At 61.8% G+C, this 17,313-nt stretch carries 18 protein-coding genes; all 18 read right to left on the bottom strand.

Annotated features, from left to right (window positions below; genetic code table 11):
• Positions 1-6 precede the first annotated feature (6 nt).
• Positions 7-1,485 (bottom strand): NADH-quinone oxidoreductase subunit M, encoded by a 1,479-nt coding sequence (locus Q8R75_RS18105; protein WP_069039999.1) that lies wholly within the window; start codon positions 1,483-1,485, stop codon positions 7-9.
• A gap of 103 nt (positions 1,486-1,588) precedes the next feature.
• Positions 1,589-3,688, bottom strand: a complete 2,100-nt coding sequence (nuoL, locus tag Q8R75_RS18110) for an NADH-quinone oxidoreductase subunit L (protein ID WP_305627041.1) — start codon at positions 3,686-3,688, stop codon at positions 1,589-1,591.
• Between the two features lie 5 nt (positions 3,689-3,693).
• The gene (gene nuoK, locus Q8R75_RS18115) at positions 3,694-4,014 is read right to left on the bottom strand and encodes an NADH-quinone oxidoreductase subunit NuoK (RefSeq protein ID WP_305663819.1); all 321 of its coding nucleotides are present in this window, start codon (positions 4,012-4,014) and stop codon (positions 3,694-3,696) included.
• 17 nt (positions 4,015-4,031) lie between these two features.
• Positions 4,032-4,634 carry an NADH-quinone oxidoreductase subunit J gene (locus tag Q8R75_RS18120; RefSeq protein WP_305612762.1) on the bottom strand — a complete coding sequence of 201 codons (603 nt, stop codon included), beginning with the start codon at positions 4,632-4,634 and terminating at the stop codon, positions 4,032-4,034.
• A 68-nt stretch (positions 4,635-4,702) separates the two neighbouring features.
• Positions 4,703-5,182 (bottom strand): NADH-quinone oxidoreductase subunit NuoI, encoded by a 480-nt coding sequence (nuoI, locus tag Q8R75_RS18125; RefSeq protein ID WP_257080827.1) that lies wholly within the window; start codon positions 5,180-5,182, stop codon positions 4,703-4,705.
• Between the two features lie 19 nt (positions 5,183-5,201).
• On the bottom strand, positions 5,202-6,269 hold the full coding sequence (nuoH, locus tag Q8R75_RS18130; RefSeq protein ID WP_305612756.1) for an NADH-quinone oxidoreductase subunit NuoH: 1,068 nt from the start codon (positions 6,267-6,269) through the stop codon (positions 5,202-5,204).
• Positions 6,269-8,596 (bottom strand): NADH-quinone oxidoreductase subunit NuoG, encoded by a 2,328-nt coding sequence (nuoG, locus tag Q8R75_RS18135; RefSeq protein ID WP_305627045.1) that lies wholly within the window; start codon positions 8,594-8,596, stop codon positions 6,269-6,271. The genes nuoH and nuoG overlap by 1 nt, the downstream gene beginning before the upstream one ends.
• Positions 8,590-9,924 carry an NADH-quinone oxidoreductase subunit NuoF gene (gene nuoF, locus Q8R75_RS18140; protein ID WP_305611782.1) on the bottom strand — a complete coding sequence of 445 codons (1,335 nt, stop codon included), beginning with the start codon at positions 9,922-9,924 and terminating at the stop codon, positions 8,590-8,592. The genes nuoG and nuoF overlap by 7 nt, the downstream gene beginning before the upstream one ends.
• On the bottom strand, positions 9,921-10,403 hold the full coding sequence (gene nuoE / locus Q8R75_RS18145; protein ID WP_305611866.1) for an NADH-quinone oxidoreductase subunit NuoE: 483 nt from the start codon (positions 10,401-10,403) through the stop codon (positions 9,921-9,923). The genes nuoF and nuoE overlap by 4 nt, the downstream gene beginning before the upstream one ends.
• Before the next feature lie 33 nt (positions 10,404-10,436).
• A complete protein-coding gene (locus tag Q8R75_RS18150) occupies positions 10,437-11,690 on the bottom strand; it encodes an NADH-quinone oxidoreductase subunit D (protein ID WP_305611783.1) in 1,254 nt (417 codons plus the stop codon).
• The gene (locus Q8R75_RS18155) at positions 11,683-12,285 is read right to left on the bottom strand and encodes an NADH-quinone oxidoreductase subunit C (RefSeq protein ID WP_305611784.1); all 603 of its coding nucleotides are present in this window, start codon (positions 12,283-12,285) and stop codon (positions 11,683-11,685) included. The genes Q8R75_RS18150 and Q8R75_RS18155 overlap by 8 nt, the downstream gene beginning before the upstream one ends.
• A gap of 5 nt (positions 12,286-12,290) precedes the next feature.
• A complete protein-coding gene (locus tag Q8R75_RS18160) occupies positions 12,291-12,767 on the bottom strand; it encodes an NADH-quinone oxidoreductase subunit B (RefSeq protein ID WP_018411439.1) in 477 nt (158 codons plus the stop codon).
• Positions 12,768-12,817: 50 nt separating this feature from the next.
• The gene (locus Q8R75_RS18165) at positions 12,818-13,174 is read right to left on the bottom strand and encodes an NADH-quinone oxidoreductase subunit A (protein ID WP_069039991.1); all 357 of its coding nucleotides are present in this window, start codon (positions 13,172-13,174) and stop codon (positions 12,818-12,820) included.
• A 146-nt stretch (positions 13,175-13,320) separates the two neighbouring features.
• Positions 13,321-13,686, bottom strand: a complete 366-nt coding sequence (secG, locus tag Q8R75_RS18170; protein ID WP_305611786.1) for a preprotein translocase subunit SecG — start codon at positions 13,684-13,686, stop codon at positions 13,321-13,323.
• Between the two features lie 9 nt (positions 13,687-13,695).
• Positions 13,696-14,451: a triose-phosphate isomerase gene (gene tpiA, locus Q8R75_RS18175; RefSeq protein ID WP_305611787.1), complete on the bottom strand. Its 756-nt coding sequence runs from the start codon at positions 14,449-14,451 to the stop codon at positions 13,696-13,698.
• A 91-nt stretch (positions 14,452-14,542) separates the two neighbouring features.
• Positions 14,543-15,328: a phosphate ABC transporter ATP-binding protein PstB gene (pstB, locus tag Q8R75_RS18180; protein ID WP_305611788.1), complete on the bottom strand. Its 786-nt coding sequence runs from the start codon at positions 15,326-15,328 to the stop codon at positions 14,543-14,545.
• Between the two features lie 37 nt (positions 15,329-15,365).
• Entirely contained in the window at positions 15,366-16,298 is a 933-nt protein-coding gene (gene pstA, locus Q8R75_RS18185) for a phosphate ABC transporter permease PstA (protein WP_305611789.1), read from the bottom strand.
• A gap of 1 nt (position 16,299) precedes the next feature.
• Complete coding sequence (gene pstC / locus Q8R75_RS18190; RefSeq protein ID WP_305611867.1) at positions 16,300-17,232, bottom strand: phosphate ABC transporter permease subunit PstC; 933 nt, start codon at positions 17,230-17,232, stop codon at positions 16,300-16,302.
• Positions 17,233-17,313 lie beyond the last annotated feature (81 nt).

The following is a 17,313-nucleotide window of genomic DNA, read 5'->3' on the forward strand; positions in this document are numbered from 1 at the left end:
TGTCCGTCAGAGCTTGCCAACGGCAACGTGTCCCAGCAGCTGGTTCACGGTCGCGTGCATGATTTCAGTCACCGGTTGCGGCCAGATGCCCATGGCCAGGGTGCATGCGGCAAGAACGCCGAGGATCAGCATTTCGCGGGCGTTGATGTCCTTCAACTCGGCAACATGGCTGTTGGCGACAGCGCCAAAGATGACACGCTTGTACATCCACAGCGTGTAGGCCGCACCCAGGATGAGCGTGGTCGCGGCAGCGAAACCGGTCCAGAAGTTGAACTGCAGCGCGCCAAGCACAACCATGAATTCGCCGACGAAACCGGACGTCGCCGGCAGGCCGGCGTTGGCCATCGCGAACAGCAGGAAGAAGGCGGCAAACTTGGGCATGGTGTTCACCACGCCGCCGTAGTCACCGATGTTGCGGGTGTGCATGCGGTCGTACAGCACGCCGATACACAGGAACATCGCGGCCGATACGAAGCCGTGCGAAATCATCTGCACCAGCGCGCCTTCGACACCGAGCGGATTGAAGATGAAAAAGCCCAGCGTGACGAAACCCATGTGCGAAATCGACGAATACGCGACGAGCTTCTTCATGTCGGTCTGCGCCAGCGCGACCAGGCCGATGTAGATCACCGCAATCAGTGACAGGCCGATGACGATGGGCGCGAAATGGGTCGCTGCATCCGGCACGATGGGCAGCGAGAACCGCAGGAAACCGTAGGCACCGAGCTTCAGGCCGATCGCCGCAAGCACCGCCGAGCCGCCGGTCGGCGCTTCGACGTGAGCGTCCGGCAGCCAGGTATGCACCGGCCACATCGGCACCTTCACCGCAAAACTCGCGAAGAAGGCCCAGAAGATCAGTGACTGCGCCGCCATTGCAAGCGGCTCGCGGTGCCAGTCGAGGATGCCGAAGCTGCCGCTCTTGTGAAACAGGTAGAGCAGTGCGATCAGCATCAGCAGCGAGCCGAGCAGCGTGTAGAGGAAGAACTTGAACGCCGCATAGACGCGGTTCTTGCCGCCCCAGATGCCGATCACCAGATAGAGCGGAATCAGCGACGATTCGAAGAAGACGTAGAACAGGATGCCGTCGAGCGACGAGAAGATGCCGTTGAGCAGGCCCGACATGATCAGGAACGCTGCGTTGTATTGCGACACCTTGGTTTCGATCACCTGCCAGCCGGCCATGATCACCAGCAGCGTGATGAAGCTGTTCAGGATGACGAAAGGCATCGAAATGCCATCTACACCGAGGTGGTAGTTGATGTTGTAGTCGCGCACCCACGGCATCAGCTCCACGAACTGCATCGACGCACTCGATGGATCGAAACCGGTGTAGAGCGGAATCGTGATCAGGAAGCCGAAGATCGCGGTCACCAGCGCAATCAGCTTCGAGAACGCGACGTTGCGGCCATCGCCGCTGGCCAGCACCAGCAGGCCGCCGGCGATCGGCAACCAGATGGCGAGACTGAGAAGGGGAATATCGGTCATTTCTTTAATTGTCTGGCTTGCTCACCGACCGGTCCGGCCCGCTGTGCAGAAGCACTCCCTTGAATCACACGCCGCAGGCGGCAGCTGCACCGCCCGCACCCCATCACTTGAAGCCCAGCCTCCACAGCAGCAACAGGCAGACGCCGATCACCATTGCAAAAGCGTAGCGGTAGATGTAACCAGTCTGGATACCGCGCGCCAGGCGCGCAAACGCGCCGACCGCTGAAGCCGAGCCATTGACCAGTACGCCGTCGATCACTGCGCGATCACCGGCCGACCACAGACCACGGCCGAGCGCACGCGCGCCGCCGGCAAACACCACTTCATTGAACTTGTCGAAGTAGTACTTGTTCTCGAGCAGCGTATTGATCGGGCGGAAGATCGGCGCGATGCGACCCGGCAGCGACGGCATCGCGATGTACATGATCCAGGCCAGCACCACGCCGCCCACCGCCAGCCAGAACGGCAGCACCATCAAGCCGTGCAGCGCCATGCCGGTTGCAGACGTGAAGGTCTTGCCGAATTCGGCCAGCGTGTCGTGCTGCGGCAGCACTTCGATGACGCCAGCGAACCAGTCACCGAACAGCATGGGCTGCACCGTCCAGAAACCGATGCCGACCGACGGGATCGCAAGAAGAACGAGCGGCAGCCAGACCACCCAGGGCGACTCGCGCGGCTTTTCGCCCGGTGCCAGACCATGATGTTCATCGGCGTGGTCGTCGTCATGCGCTGCATGATCGTCACCGTGTGCCGCATGGGCGTGGTCATCGTGCGCCGCGTGAGCCGCCTTCGCGTCGTGGGCGGGCGCATCGTGATGGTCGTGGTGCGCCTTGCCGAAGTTCTCCGGACCGTGGAACACGCGGAAGTACATCCGGAACGAATAGAAGGCGGTCACGAACACACCGGCCACGACGCAGAAGTAGGCATAGCCGGCGCCGGGGATGGTCGAGAAATGCACCGCCTCGATGATCGAATCCTTCGAGTAGAAGCCGGACAGGAAGGGCACGCCGATCAGGGCGAGCGAACCGAGCAGCGACGTGAACCAGGTGATCGGCATGTACTTCCACAGGCCGCCCATGTTGCGCATGTCCTGGTCGTGGTGCATGCCCATGATGACCGAGCCGGCGCCGAGGAACAGCAGCGCCTTGAAGAAGGCATGCGTCATCAGGTGGAACACCGCCGCCGAGTAGGCCGACACGCCGAGCGCCACTGTCATGTAGCCGAGCTGCGACAGCGTCGAGTAGGCGACGACGCGCTTGATGTCGTTCTGGATGATGCCAAGGAAGCCCATGAACAGCGCCGTCGTCGCGCCGATCACCAGCACGAAGGACAGCGCGGTCTCGGACAGCTCGAACAGCGGCGACATGCGGGTCACCATGAAGATGCCGGCAGTCACCATCGTCGCTGCGTGGATCAGCGCGGAAATCGGCGTCGGGCCTTCCATCGAATCGGGCAGCCAGACGTGCAGCGGCACCTGGGCCGACTTGCCCATGGCGCCGATGAACAGGCAGATGCACACCGCGGTCAGCAGCGGCCAGTCGGTGCCGGCCACCGTCATCGCCACCAGTTCTTCGCGCTTGGCGAACACTTCGGCGTAGTTGAGCGTGCCGGCGTACGCGGCAATCAGGCCGATGCCCAGCAGGAAGCCAAAATCGCCGACGCGATTGACGAGGAAAGCCTTCAGGTTGGCGTAGATCGCGGTCGGGCGCTTGTACCAGAAACCGATCAGGAGGTAGGACACCAGACCGACCGCTTCCCAGCCGAAGAACAACTGCACGAAGTTGTTGCTCATGACGAGCATCAGCATCGAGAAGGTGAACAGCGAAATGTAGGAGAAGAAACGGTTGTAGCCGGGGTCTTCCGCCATGTAGCCGATGGTGTAGAGGTGCACCATCAGCGACACGAAATTGACGACCAGCATCATCATCACGGTGAGCTTGTCGATCTGGAAACCGATTTCCATGGTCAGCCGGCCGTCGCCCACTCCGCTGGTCGCCCAGGTGTAGAGCGCACCGTTGAAGGTGTTGCCGGCCTGCACGTCCTGGAAGATGACCCACGATGCGACCAGCGACACCGCGACGCCGAGGATGGTGACGCTGTGCGCCACCCAGCGCGGTATGACGCGGCAGAACAGGCCGGCGATGATCGCGCCGATCAGCGGTGCGAGCGGGACGAGCAGATAGAGCTTTTGCATCGAGGTCATGTCGCTCAACCTTTCAGGCTGTCGAGATCATCGACATGGATGGTGTTCAGATTGCGGAACAGCACCACGAGGATGGCCAGCCCGATCGCGGATTCCGCGGCGGCTACGGTGAGGATGAAGAAAACGAATATCTGGCCTGACGGGTCGCCCAGGTAATGCAAGAAGGCGACGAAATTCATGTTCACCGCCAGCAGCATCAGTTCGATCGCCATCAGCAGCACGATGAGGTTTTTCCGGTTCAGGAAGATGCCGACGATGCTGATCGCGAACAGCAGCGCGCCCAGCACCAGGAAGTGGGACAGCGATAGGGAGAGCAGTGATGTCATGTCGTGCGCTTCTTTTCTCAGTCTTTTTCGGCCGGCATCGACACCAGGCGCACGCGGTCTTCGCGACGCACCGCGATCTGCTTCGCCGGATCCTGGAACTTGGTGTCCTTGCGCTTGCGCATCGTCAGAGCGATGGCGGCAATGATGGCCACCAGCAGGATGACTGCCGCCAGTTCGAACGGATACACGTACTCGGTATAGATCAGTCGGCCCAGTTCCTTGGTATTGCTGTAGCCGGCCGCAGGTGCTTCCGGCGCCGGCGCACCGGCCGCCGAGAAGTAGCGCGCACCGAGCACTGCCACCATTTCGGCCAGCATCAGGCCGGCAACGATCAGGCCGGGCACCAGATTCGCCCAGAAGCCTTCGCGCAGACGCTCGATGTTGATGTCCAGCATCATCACGACGAACAGGAACAGCACCATCACCGCGCCGACATAGACCAGCACCAGCGTGATGGCGAGAAACTCGGCGCGCAGCAGCATCCACACGCCCCCCGCCGTGAAGAAGGCCAGCACGAGATAGAGCGCCGCGTGCACCGGGTTGCGCGCGGTGATCACGCGCAGCGACGCCAGCACCAGAATCGTGGCGAGAAAGTAGAAGACTGCAGTATGGAAATCCATCATCTATATATATCGTTCTTGTCCATTCCCTGAAGTACCGCCCGCGCACCAGCGCGGACCGGCACCCGTCAGCGGTACTTCGAGTCCGCTTCCCTGTCGCTGGCGATCTGGCCTTCATAGCGGTCACCGACCGCGAGCAGCATCTGCTTGGTGTAGTACAGGTCGCCGCGCTTCTCGCCGTGGTACTCGAGCACGCGCGTTTCGACGATGGCGTCGACCGGACAGGCTTCTTCGCAGAAACCGCAGAAGATGCACTTGGTGAGGTCGATGTCGTAGCGTGTGGTACGACGCGTGCCGTCGTCGCGCTGGTCGGATTCGATCGTGATGGCCATCGCCGGGCACACCGCCTCGCACAGTTTGCATGCGATGCAGCGCTCTTCACCGTTCGGGTAGCGGCGAAGTGCGTGCAGGCCGCGGAAACGCGGCGACTGCGGCGTCTTCTCTTCCGGAAACTGGATGGTGATCTTGCGTGCGAACAGGTGACGGCCGGTCAGTGCCATGCCCTTCAGCAGTTCGGTCAGCATCAGACCGCCAAACATGTCTTTCATCGATCCCATGACGCGTCCTTCACTTCCAGATCGACAGCGGAGACATCATCCAGCCGCCGATGAACACGAGCCACACGATGGTGACGGGAATGAACACCTTCCAGCCCAGACGCATGATCTGGTCGTAGCGATAGCGCGGAAAGGTCGCACGCAGCCACAGGAAGAAGAACAGGCAGAACGAGGTCTTGGCGGCGAGCCAGAGGAAGCCGTCAGGCAGGAAACCCACCGGCGACAGCCAGCCACCGAGAAACATGATCGACGTGAGGCAGGCGATCAGGATCATGTTCGCGTATTCGGCCAGGAAGAACAGCGCGAACGCCATGCCCGAATATTCGATCATGTGACCGGCGACGATTTCCGACTCGCCCTCGACGACGTCGAACGGCGAGCGATTCGTTTCCGCCACGCCGGCGATGAAATAGACGACGAACATCGGCAGCAGCGGCAGCCAGTTCCAGGACAGCACGCCGACCCCCATGTCGGCGAACATGCCCTCGCCCTGCCCGCGTACGATGTCCGACAGGTTCAGGCTCTGCGACACCATCAGCACGGTCACCAGTGCGAAGCCCATCGCGATTTCATAGCTGACGATCTGCGCGGCGGAACGCAGGCTGCCGAGGAAAGCGTACTTCGAATTCGACGCCCAGCCGGCGATGATGACGCCGTACACGCCCATCGACGTGATGGCCATGATGTAGAGCAGGCCCGCGTTGATGTCGGCCAGCACCATGCCTTCGCTGAACGGGATCACTGCCCAGGCCGCGAGCGACGGCGCAAGGGCCAGCACCGGTGCAAGCACGAACAGCATCTTGCTCGATGCCGACGGCAGCACGATTTCCTTGAACAGCAGCTTCAGGCCGTCGGCGATCGGCTGCGCCAGACCGCCGAGAAACTTGATGCCGAAGAAGGTGACGCGGTTCGGACCGATGCGCACCTGCATCCAGCCGATGATCTTGCGCTCGGCCAGCGTCAGGTAGGCGACGCAGCCAAGCAGCGGCAGGATGATCGCGAAGATCTTGACCACCGTCCAGACCGGCAGCCAGGCGGCGCCGAGCAGGTCCTGCACGGGTTGCAGCAGCGCATCCATTACACCGCCTCCGCTGTAAGGGTGCCGGTCAGGCTGCCCAGTGTTGCCGTCTGCGGCCAGCCGGCCGCGACGCGGACACAATCCGCCGGCACCGTGTCATCGAGTGCCAGATCCAGTTCGCAGGACGACGCTGCTCCGCGCAGGCGGACCCGCTTTCCGGCCACCAGACCGAATTGCGCAGCCGTCGTGCTGTGCATGCGGGCAACCGGTGCCGCCGAGTCGCGGGCGGCAGCCAGTGCCGGGGCACGACGCACCGTGGCGTCAGTGCGGTAGATCGGGAAGTCGGCAACGCGCTGCAGCCCGGTCGCAGGCGCCGCGTTCGTCACGCTGATACCGGACGCTTCATTGCCCAGTGCCGCGTCGGGCAGCCAGCCGGTTGCACCGGACAGCGCCTTGTCACGCACGGCTTCCGACGTGTCGAAATCGAAGCCCGGCAATTCGAGCAGGCTGCCCAGCACACGCAGCACCTTCCAGGCCGGACGGGTGTCGCCCCTGGGGCGCACGACGGCATGGAAGCTCTGGATGCGGCCTTCGCAACTCACATAGGTGCCGGAGGTTTCGGTGAAGGGCGAAATCGGCAGCAGGCAGTCGGCGTAATCCAGACCTGTCCTGAACGGCGACATCACGATCACCGTATCGGCTGCCTGCAGCGCCGCAAGTGCCGCAGGCGGATTCGCCGAATCCACTTCCGGTTCGGTATTGAGCAACACGACGGCGTGCAGCCCGGCCGCGAGCATGTCGTGCGCACTCAGGCCCGACTGTGCCCCCACCACCTGCGCGCCCACGCTGTTGGCCGCCTCGACCAGATAGCCGAACCGTGCGCCGGTGATATCGGCAAGTGCCTGCGCCAGTGCATGCAATTCGGCGGCGTTGGTCGCCTGCTGCACGACCGAGCCGAGGAAAATCGCGCGACCGCCCTCGCCTTCATCGATGAGGCTTTGCGCAATGCGCAGCCCGACTTCCGTCACCGGGCCGGCTTCGACACCACCTGGCACGGCGACGCTGCGGATCTGCGCTGCGGCCCGCACCAGGGCGGCCAATTCCGCCGCCAGCGCAGCCGGCGCCACGGTGATGCGTTCGTGCAGCGTCATCAACCATTCGCTGCCATCAACCCCCAGCGCGCTGACTTTGGTGCCGTGGCGCGCGGCCTGACGCAGACGCTGGGCAATCAACGGATGGTCCTTGCGCAGGAAGCTGCCGACCACCAGTGCTGCGTCGAGCTTCGACACGTCGGCGATCTTCATGCCCAGCCACGGTGCGCCGGACAGCTTGCCGTCGAGCGAAAAATCGCTCTGGCGCAAGCGGTGATCGATGTTGCCACCCAGCCCGCGTGCCAGCTGGCCGGCGAGGTAAAGCTCTTCGGTGGTCGAGTACGGCGCCGCGAGCACGCCAATCTTGCCGGCGCCGTGGTCACGCGCCACGCGGCGCAAACCGTTGGCGACGTATTCGAGTGCAGTCTGCCAGTCAACTTCCAACCACTGGCCATCCTGCTTGATCATCGGTTTCGTCAGACGCTGATCGCCGTTCAAGGCTTCATACGAGAAGCGGTCGCGATCCGAAATCCAGCACTCATTGACCTCTTCGTTCTCAAGCGGCAGCACGCGCATGACCTGGTCGTGCTTGACCTGCACCACCAGATTGGTGCCGAGGCTGTCATGCGGGCTCACGGTCTTGCGACGGGACAGTTCCCAGGTGCGGGCCGAGTAGCGGAACGGCTTGGATGTGAGCGCGCCGACCGGGCACAGATCGATCATGTTGCCGGACAGTTCGGAATCAACCGTGTGGCCGACGAAGGCCATGATTTCCGAATGCTCGCCGCGATTCACCATGCCCAGTTCCATGACACCGGCAATTTCCTGACCGAAGCGCACACACCGCGTGCAGTGGATGCAGCGCGTCATGTCGGTCGAAATGAGCGGGCCGAGATTCTTGTTGAACACGACGCGCTTTTCTTCCTGATAGCGCGACGTCGACGCACCGTAGCCGACCGCCAGATCCTGCAGCTGGCACTCGCCGCCCTGATCGCAGATCGGGCAGTCGAGCGGGTGGTTGATCAGCAGGAACTCCATGACGCCCTTCTGGGCGGTGATGGCCTGATCCGAATGCGTCTGCACCTTCATGCCATTGGTGACCGGCGTGGCACATGCCGGCAGCGGCTTGGGCGCGCGCTCGACCTGCACCAGGCACATGCGGCAATTGGCCGCGATGGACAGTTTCTTGTGATAGCAGAAATGCGGAATGTGCACGCCGAGACGGTTGGCGGCGTCCATCACCGTGCTGCCGTCCGGTACTTCCAGTTTCTGGCCGTCGATTTCGATCTCTAGCATGCTGCGTGGTCCACGTAGATACGGCTGCCTTCGCGCTGCACGTCGACCGGAACGAGGCAGCGCTTGTGTTCGATGTGATATTCGAACTCGGAGCGGAAGTGCTTGATGAAGCTCTTGACCGGCAGCGCCGCCGCGTCGCCCAGCGCACAGATGGTGCGGCCGGCGATATTGGTGGCGACGTTGTCGAGTACATCGAGGTCGTCCGGACGGCCCTGACCGTGCTCGATGCGATGCACCATGCGGTACAGCCAGCCGGTGCCTTCGCGGCACGGCGTGCACTGACCGCACGATTCCTCGAAATAGAAATAGGACAGGCGCTCGAGCGACTTCACCATGCATGCGCTTTCGTCGATCACGATGACCGCGCCTGACCCAAGCATCGAGCCGGCCTTGGCGATGGCGTCGTAGTCCATCGTGCAGTCCATCATGACGTCGGCCGGCAGCACCGGTGCCGATGAGCCGCCCGGAATGACCGCCTTGAGCTTGCGCCCGCCGCGCATGCCGCCGCACATGTCGAGCAATGTGGCGAACGGCGTGCCGAGCGGAATCTCGTACACGCCCGGACGATTGACGTGTCCGGACACCGAAAAGATTTTGGTGCCGCCGTTGTTCGGCTTGCCCAGCGCGAGGAACTGTTCGCCGCCATTGGCGATGATCCACGGGATGGCCGCGAAGGTTTCGGTGTTGTTGATCGTCGTCGGCTTGCCGTACAGGCCGTGACTGGCGGGGAACGGCGGCTTGAAGCGCGGCTGGCCCTTCTTGCCTTCGATCGATTCGAGCAGCGCGGTTTCTTCGCCGCAGATGTAGGCACCCCAGCCGTGGTGGGCGAACAGCTCGAAATCGAAGCCCTTGCCCATGATGTCCTTGCCAAGGAAACCTGCGGCGCGCGCTTCGGCCAGCGCCTCTTCGAAGCGGGTGTACAAGGTCCACACTTCGCCGTGAATGTAGTTGTAGCCGCGGCTGCAACCCATCGCGTAACCGGCGATGATCATGCCCTCGATGACCATGTGCGGGTTGTAGCGCAGCAGGTCGCGATCCTTGAACGTGCCCGGTTCGCCTTCGTCGGAATTGCACACGACGTATTTGTCCATCGGGAACTGGCGCGGCATGAAGCTCCACTTCAGTCCGGTCGGGAAACCTGCGCCACCGCGGCCGCGCAGGTCGGACTTCTTGACCTCGGCAATGACCTGTTCCTGCGTCATGCCGGTTTCGAGGATCTTGCGCAGGGCGGCGTAACCGCCACGCCTCACGTAGTCGGCCAGACCCCAGGTCCGGTCGCCATCCAGGCCGGCAAGCAAAATCACGGGCAGTTCGGTCGCGGCGTTCATTTCAGTTCGTCCAGCAGGGCGTCGATGCGTTCGCAGGTCATCCAGCTGCACAGGCGCGTGTTGTTGACGATGATGGCCGGCGCGTCACCACAGACGCCCATGCACTCGCCTTCCTTCAGCGTGAAACGGCCATCAGGCGTGGTTTCGTTGAAGCCGATGCCGAGCTTTTCCTTCACGTACTCGGCCGCCTGCTCGCCGCCGGACAGCGCACAGGGCAGATTGGTGCAAACGGTGACCTTCCAGCGGCCGACCGGCTTCACGTCATACATGTTGTAGAAGGTCGCCACTTCCATCGCCGCCATCGGCGGGATGCGCAGATGCTGCGCCACCGCTTCGATCGCGTCCGGCGACAGCCAGCCGTTCTGTTCCTGCGCAATGCGCAGGCCGGCCATGACGGCCGAAATGGCCTGGCCTTCGGGATACTTCGCGACCTCGCGGTCTATTGCCGCGCACGACGCTTCAGTCAGCGTGAAAGTCATTCTGTCCATGCTCATCGATCACTCATCGATCTCTTACCGGTCAATCTCGCCGAACACGATGTCCATCGTGCCGATGATGGCGACCACGTCGGAAATCATGTGGCCGCGCGACATTTCGTCCATCGCTGCCAGATGCGCGAAGCCGGGGGCGCGAATCTTCAGCCGGTAGGGCTTGTTCGCACCGTCGGACACCGCGTAGATGCCGAACTCGCCCTTCGGGTGTTCCACCGCCGCATAGCATTCGCCTTCCGGCACATGGATGCCTTCGGTGAACAACTTGAAGTGGTGGATCAGTTCTTCCATGTTGCCCTTCATCGCTTCGCGCGACGGCGGCGCCACTTTGTGGTTGTCAGTGATGACCGGGCCGGGATTGACGCGCAGCCAGTCGATGCACTGACGAATGATGCGGTTCGACTGACGCATTTCCTCGATGCGCACCAGGTAGCGGTCATAGCTGTCGCCATTGGTGCCGATGGGGATGTCGAAGTCCATCCGGTCATACACTTCATACGGCTGCTTCTTGCGCAGATCCCAGGCGATGCCCGAACCGCGCAGCATCGGGCCGGTGAAGCCAAGCGCCTTGGCACGTTCCGGCGTCACGATGCCGATGTCGACCAGGCGCTGCTTCCAGATGCGGTTGTCGGTCAGCAGGGTTTCGTACTCGTCGACGTAGCGCGGGAAGCGGTCGGTGAAATCCTGCAGGAAGTCGAGCATCGAACCGCTGCGGTTCTCGTTCAGTCGCTTGATGGCGTCAGCATTCTTGAACTTGTTCAGTTCATATTGCGGCATCGAATCCGGCAGATCGCGATAGACGCCACCCGGCCGGTAGTAGGCAGCATGCAGACGCGCGCCGGACACGGCCTCGTAGGCGTCCATCAGGTCTTCGCGCTCGCGGAACGCGTACAGGAACACCGTCATGGCGCCGACGTCGAGTGCGTGCGCGCCCAGCCACAGCAGGTGGTTCAGGATGCGCGTGACTTCGTCGAACATGACGCGGATGTACTGCGCACGTTCCGGCACTTCGATCTGCAGCAGCTTCTCGATCGCCATGCAGTACGCATGCTCGTTGCACATCATCGACACGTAGTCGAGCCGGTCCATGTACGGCACGCTCTGGATCCAGGTGCGCGTTTCGGCCAGCTTTTCGGTACCGCGATGCAACAGGCCAATATGCGGATCGGCACGCTGCACGACTTCGCCGTCGAGTTCCAGCACCAGGCGCAGCACGCCGTGGGCCGCCGGATGCTGCGGTCCGAAATTCATCGTGTAGTTGCGGATTTCAGCCATGACCGACGTCCCCGTAATTTTCTTCGCGCACGACGCGCGGCGTGACTTCGCGCGGCGCGATACTGACCGGCTGATAGATGACGCGCTTCTGGTCCGGGTCGTAGCGCATTTCGACGTGACCGGAAATCGGGAAATCCTTGCGGAACGGATGGCCGACGAAACCGTAATCGGTCAGCAGGCGGCGCAGGTCGCCGTGGCCGGTGAACATGATGCCGAACAAGTCGAACGCTTCACGTTCGAACCAGTTGGCCGCGGGCCAGACGTCGTTGACCGACGCGATCACCGGGAAATCTTCGTCCTGAATCAGCGCGCGCAGGCGCAGGCGCAGGTTGGAGGTCACCGACATCAGGTGGCACACCACTGCATAGCGCGTACCGGACGAGCGCGTCGCATGCGTCGAATAGTCGATGCCGCACAGGTCGATCAGTTGTTCGAACGGCACGTCCGCGTTGTCGCGCAGCGCGAGCGCCATGTCGTGATAGTCGGCGGAACCGACCTCCAGTGTGAGTTCGCCGAGCGCGGACGTCGTTGTCCGGATGCGTTCGCCGTACTGCGCGAGCAAAGACTCGCGCAGGGATTCAAGCCGTGAGCTCATGATGTTCAACGCGCGATCGTGCTGGTGCGACGAATCTTGTTCTGCAGTTGCACCAGACCGTAAATCAACGCCTCGGCTGTCGGAGGACAGCCCGGCACATAGACATCCACCGGCACGATGCGATCACAGCCGCGCACCACGGAATACGAGTAATGGTAGTAGCCGCCGCCGTTGGCGCAGGAGCCCATCGACAGAACCCAGCGCGGCTCGGGCATCTGGTCATACACACGGCGCAGCGCCGGAGCCATCTTGTTGCACAGCGTGCCGGCAACGATCATCAGATCGGACTGGCGCGGGCTGGGACGGAACACGATGCCGAAACGGTCAAGGTCGTAACGCGACGCACCGGCCTGCATCATTTCGACGGCGCAGCAGGCCAGACCGAAAGTCATCGGCCACAGCGAACCTGTGCGCGTCCAGTTGATCAGCTTGTCCAGCTGCGTCGTGACGAAGCCTTCCTGCAGTACACCTTCAATGCTCATCGCTCAATCCGTCGAAAAAACTGCAAGTACCGGGAGAACAGCCAGCGCGTTCATTCCCAGTCTAGTGCGCCCTTCTTCCATTCATAGACAAACCCCACAACGAGGATGCCGAGAAAGATCATCATCGCCACGAAACCGAACATGCCGATCTCTTCGAGCACGATGGCCCACGGGAAGAGGAAGGCGATTTCAAGGTCAAACAGGATGAACAGAATGGCCACGAGGTAATAGCGGACGTCGAACTTCATCCGCGTATCTTCGAACGCCTCGAAGCCACATTCGTAGGGGGACAGCTTTTCGGGGTCGGGACGACTGGGCCCGACGAGCTTGCCGGCGAGCATCGGCACGAAACCGAAGGCGACACCGATCAGGATGAACAGAAGGACCGGGAAATATTCGATCAACATGACGGGTTGTTCATGCGTAAAAACTGTTCCGGCGACACGGTGAGTAGTCCGGGGCCGGCATCGACGCAGGGGCGGATGGACCCTGCATCACGTTGCACTGCAGCGTGAAACGCGCGGAGTATAGCGCGTTTCACATCAGCCGAAACCTACTTGGGGATATCGGCAGCCTTCGAATCGGGATTCTGCGCTTCGGGCGCCTGAGGCGCAGCCGGCACGGCAGGAACCGTCACACCTTTGGCTGCATCGATGACCGAACTGGCACCGGAGCGCGGCTGATTCGACGCAATGTAGCTCAACCCCAGGCTGGTGCAGAAAAACACTGCCGCCAGCGCGCCGGTGGCACGGCTGAGGAAGTTGGCCGAACCGGACGACCCGAACAGGCTGCCCGACGCACCACCGCCGAACGCAGCCCCCATGTCGGCGCCCTTTCCATGCTGCAACAGCACAAGAACGATCACGGCGATTCCGACCAGAACGTGGACCGAAAGTACGACTGAAAAAACGATGCCCATCAAATCACCTCAGGATGCAGCAGCAGCTGCAACGATGGCGAGGAAGTCCCCCGCCACCAGCGCCGCGCCGCCAATAAGACCGCCGTCAATATCAGGCTGGCTGAAAAGTTCGGCTGCGTTTTGCGGCTTGACACTGCCGCCGTAAAGAATCGATGTGCGCGCTGCGACCGCCGCACCGCACAGTGCGTCAAGGCGCGCACGAATGAAGGCATGCACCGCCTGCGCCTGCGCCGGGGTGGCCGTCACGCCAGTGCCGATGGCCCATACGGGTTCATAGGCAATCACGCAGCGCGCCAGTGCTTCGCTTCCGATGCGCTGATGGACTGCAGTGAGCTGCCGCTCGACCACTGACTCGGTCACGGCACACTCGCGCTCTTCCAGCGTTTCGCCGACACACAGGATCGGAACCAGCCCGGATGCCAGCGCGGCTTCTGTCTTGACGGCGACGAGCGCGTCGCTCTCACCATACAACGCACGCCGTTCGGAATGGCCGACCAGCACGTATCGGCAGTCGAAATCCTTCAACATTGCACCAGACACTTCGCCTGTATAGGCGCCGTACTGTGCATGTTCGCTCAGATTCTGGGCGCCCCAGCCAACCGAGGAACCCTCAAGCAAGTTACCCGCCTGATGCAGATAGGGAAACGGCACGCAGACCGCCACCGGGAAGCCCGGGTCGGGCGCATCGCTCAAGGCCTTGAGCAGGTCGGCGTTCGCCGCCTGCGAGCCATGCATCTTCCAGTTGCCTACGACCAGTGTTCGCATCGCCGCCACAGTCACCTGCCAAAAGCAAAACCCCGGATTCTAGCGCATGGCCGCGCAAAAATCCGGGGTTCGCACGTCGGAAGACTGCAGGTCAGCCGAATCGACCGGTGATGTAGTCCTCGGTTTCCTTGCGCTGCGGTTTGATGAAGATCTGGTCGGTCAGTCCGAATTCCATCAGCTCGCCCATGAACATGTAGGCGGTGTAGTCGCTGACGCGCGCCGCCTGCTGCATGTTGTGCGTCACGATCAGGATGGTCACCTTGTCCTTCAATTCGGTCACCAGTTCCTCGATGCTCGCGGTAGCAATCGGATCGAGCGCCGATGTGGGCTCATCGAACAGGATGATTTCCGGATCGGTCGCCAGTGCGCGCGCAATGCACAGCCTCTGCTGCTGCCCGCCGGACAGATTGGCGCCCATCTCATTCAGACGATTCTTCACTTCGTCCCACAATGCTGCGTCGTGCAGCGCCTGCTCGACGCGCTCATCGATCACCGAACGCCGTGTTTCCCCGCGGACACGCAGGCCGTAGGCCACGTTTTCATAGATCGACTTCGGAAAAGGATTCGGCTTCTGGAACACCATGCTGATGCGCATGCGCACCTCGATCGGATCGACGTCGGCGTCGAGCAGATTGGTGTTGTCCGGATTCAATACGATGGCGCCCTCGTAACGATTGCCAGCGTAAAGGTCATGCATGCGGTTGAAGCAACGCAGCAACGTGGACTTGCCGCATCCGGACGGGCCGATCAGGGCGGTGACCTTCTTGTCATGCACCGGCATGTTGATGCCCTTGAGGGCATTGAACGCGCCATAGTGGAAACTGAGGTCGCGCACTTCCGCCTTGATGGCCGTTTTTGCTTCGGTCACTGTATTCATGTTCGGGTCTCGTTCTTGAATGGAAGGCGGGCAGCGCTTACCACTTGATGTTCCGGCGGAGCCGGTAGCGCAGCCATATGGCCAGTCCGTTCATCGCAAGCGTCATGAACACCAGGATGAAACCGGCTGCGGCCGCGTTGTAATGGAAGGTGGGATCCGGACGCGATACCCAGTTGAACATCTGGATGGGCATCACGGTAAAGGGCGCAAAGAGCCAATCGAACAAACCGGCCGGCGGATCACCCGTGAAGGGTGCTGTCGGCAGGAAGGCAATGAACGTGAGCGCTCCGATCGTAATGATGGGCGCAGTCTCTCCGATAGCGCGAGCCATACCGATGATCACGCCGGTCAGGATGCCCGAACCGGAATAAGGAATGATGTGGTCGCGCACCAGTTGCCACGTCGTGCAGCCGCAGGCGTAGGCCCCCTCCCGAATATGTATGGGAATCGAGCGAATCGCCTCACGGGTGGCGACGATGACGACCGGCAGAATGAGCAACCCGAGCGTGAGCCCTGCAGACAGAATGCTCTGCCCGAAACCGAAACCGTACACAAAGATGCCCAGCGCAAGCAGCCCATAGATGATGGACGGCACGCCGGCAAGATTGGTCACATTGATTTCTATGATGTCGGTCACCCAGTTCTTGCGTGCGTACTCCTCCAGATAGACGCCCGCCGCAACGCCGACGGGCACGGCAGAGACCAGCGTCACCAGCATGACCAGCGAGGTCCCCACCCAGGCCGACAATATGCCGGCCTCGCCGGAGCGCCTCGACGGGAAGTTGGTCAGGAACTCCCACGACAGTCTCGGAGCGCCGTCGATGGTCATCTGCGCGAACAGGGCGACCAGGGTCAGTACGCACAGCATCATGGCCGAAAGACCCACCACACCGAAGAGCATGTCCCAGCGCTTGTGCCGACGGATGATGGCCCGGATGTGAGCAAGCTTGTCCGTGTTTGTATTGTTCATGTCAGTAGGCCTCGCGGTACTTCTTGCGCATCCAGTAGCCAAGCACATTGAACAGCAATGTCAGCAGCACCAGCGTAAGACCGGCTGCGAAAATGGTCTGATAGCCGATCGATCCATGCGGCAGATCACCCAGTGCCACCTGCACGATGTAGGCGGTGATGGTGGCCGCCGGCTCCATCGGATTGAAGGTCAGGGTCGGCTGCATGCCGGCCGCAACGGCAACCACCATGGTTTCGCCCACTGCGCGAGACACACCGAGAATGTAGGCTGCGGCGATACCGGAAATGGCCGCTGGCGTCACCACCCGGACTGCGGTCTGGAAACGCGTTGCACCCATCGCGTAGGAGCCTTCCCGCAGGGCCATCGGCACTGCGCGCATCGCATCTTCGGTCACCGAACTGATATAGGGCACGATCATGATGCCGATCACGATGCCGGGAGACAGCATGTTGAACCCCGGCAACCCGGGAAATATTTTCTGCAGGAGCGGCGTCACGAAAAGCAGCGCAAAGTAGCCATAGACGATGGTCGGCACGCCCTCGAGCATTTCGAGGAAGGGCTTCACCGTCTCGCGCACCGTGACCGACGCGAATTCAGACAGGTAGATTGCGATGATGGTACCGAGAGGAATGGCCACCAGAAGACCTACGCCAGCCACTGTCAGCGTACCTGACAACAGCGGCAGGATGCCGTAGTGGGCGTCCTCGAACAGAGGCGTCCATTGCGTATCCGTCAGGAAGTCGATCAGTGGAACTGTTTCGAAAAACGCGATCGATTCCGAAATGAGCACGTAAAGAATGGCCACTGTAGTGAAAACGGAAACGAACGCTGCAAACAGCAGGATCGCCTCGATCACCTGTTCCTTCAGGTGGCGGGATCGCTTTCTCTTGAGCCGATCGCTGACCACCAGCGGGGCCTGTGGCATGCCAGCCATGGCGACACTTGAATTCATCGAAACTTCCTTGGACGCAACCTGAATGGAAACGACGAAGGCCCCGAAGATCAATCTCCGGGG

The organism is Methyloversatilis sp. (genome assembly GCF_030696805.1).
In the GTDB taxonomy this organism is placed as follows: domain Bacteria; phylum Pseudomonadota; class Gammaproteobacteria; order Burkholderiales; family Rhodocyclaceae; genus Methyloversatilis.

Excerpts from the sequence above, each read along its gene's own strand:
- Q8R75_RS18105 (WP_069039999.1), bottom strand. The coding sequence starts at position 1,485 with ATGACCGATATTCCCCTTCTCAGTCTCGCCATCTGGTTGCCGATCGCC.
- nuoL (WP_305627041.1), bottom strand. The coding sequence starts at position 3,688 with ATGACCTCGATGCAAAAGCTCTATCTGCTCGTCCCGCTCGCACCGCTG.
- nuoK (WP_305663819.1), bottom strand. The coding sequence starts at position 4,014 with ATGACATCACTGCTCTCCCTATCGCTGTCCCACTTCCTGGTGCTGGGC.
- Q8R75_RS18120 (WP_305612762.1), bottom strand. The coding sequence starts at position 4,634 with ATGGATTTCCATACTGCAGTCTTCTACTTTCTCGCCACGATTCTGGTG.
- nuoI (WP_257080827.1), bottom strand. The coding sequence starts at position 5,182 with ATGAAAGACATGTTTGGCGGTCTGATGCTGACCGAACTGCTGAAGGGC.
- nuoH (WP_305612756.1), bottom strand. The coding sequence starts at position 6,269 with ATGGATGCGCTGCTGCAACCCGTGCAGGACCTGCTCGGCGCCGCCTGG.
- nuoG (WP_305627045.1), bottom strand. The coding sequence starts at position 8,596 with ATGCTAGAGATCGAAATCGACGGCCAGAAACTGGAAGTACCGGACGGC.
- nuoF (WP_305611782.1), bottom strand. The coding sequence starts at position 9,924 with ATGAACGCCGCGACCGAACTGCCCGTGATTTTGCTTGCCGGCCTGGAT.
- nuoE (WP_305611866.1), bottom strand. The coding sequence starts at position 10,403 with ATGACTTTCACGCTGACTGAAGCGTCGTGCGCGGCAATAGACCGCGAG.
- Q8R75_RS18150 (WP_305611783.1), bottom strand. The coding sequence starts at position 11,690 with ATGGCTGAAATCCGCAACTACACGATGAATTTCGGACCGCAGCATCCG.
- Q8R75_RS18155 (WP_305611784.1), bottom strand. The coding sequence starts at position 12,285 with ATGAGCTCACGGCTTGAATCCCTGCGCGAGTCTTTGCTCGCGCAGTAC.
- Q8R75_RS18160 (WP_018411439.1), bottom strand. The coding sequence starts at position 12,767 with ATGAGCATTGAAGGTGTACTGCAGGAAGGCTTCGTCACGACGCAGCTG.
- Q8R75_RS18165 (WP_069039991.1), bottom strand. The coding sequence starts at position 13,174 with ATGTTGATCGAATATTTCCCGGTCCTTCTGTTCATCCTGATCGGTGTC.
- secG (WP_305611786.1), bottom strand. The coding sequence starts at position 13,686 with ATGGGCATCGTTTTTTCAGTCGTACTTTCGGTCCACGTTCTGGTCGGA.
- tpiA (WP_305611787.1), bottom strand. The coding sequence starts at position 14,451 with ATGCGAACACTGGTCGTAGGCAACTGGAAGATGCATGGCTCGCAGGCG.
- pstB (WP_305611788.1), bottom strand. The coding sequence starts at position 15,328 with ATGAATACAGTGACCGAAGCAAAAACGGCCATCAAGGCGGAAGTGCGC.
- pstA (WP_305611789.1), bottom strand. The coding sequence starts at position 16,298 with ATGAACAATACAAACACGGACAAGCTTGCTCACATCCGGGCCATCATC.
- pstC (WP_305611867.1), bottom strand. The coding sequence starts at position 17,232 with ATGGCTGGCATGCCACAGGCCCCGCTGGTGGTCAGCGATCGGCTCAAG.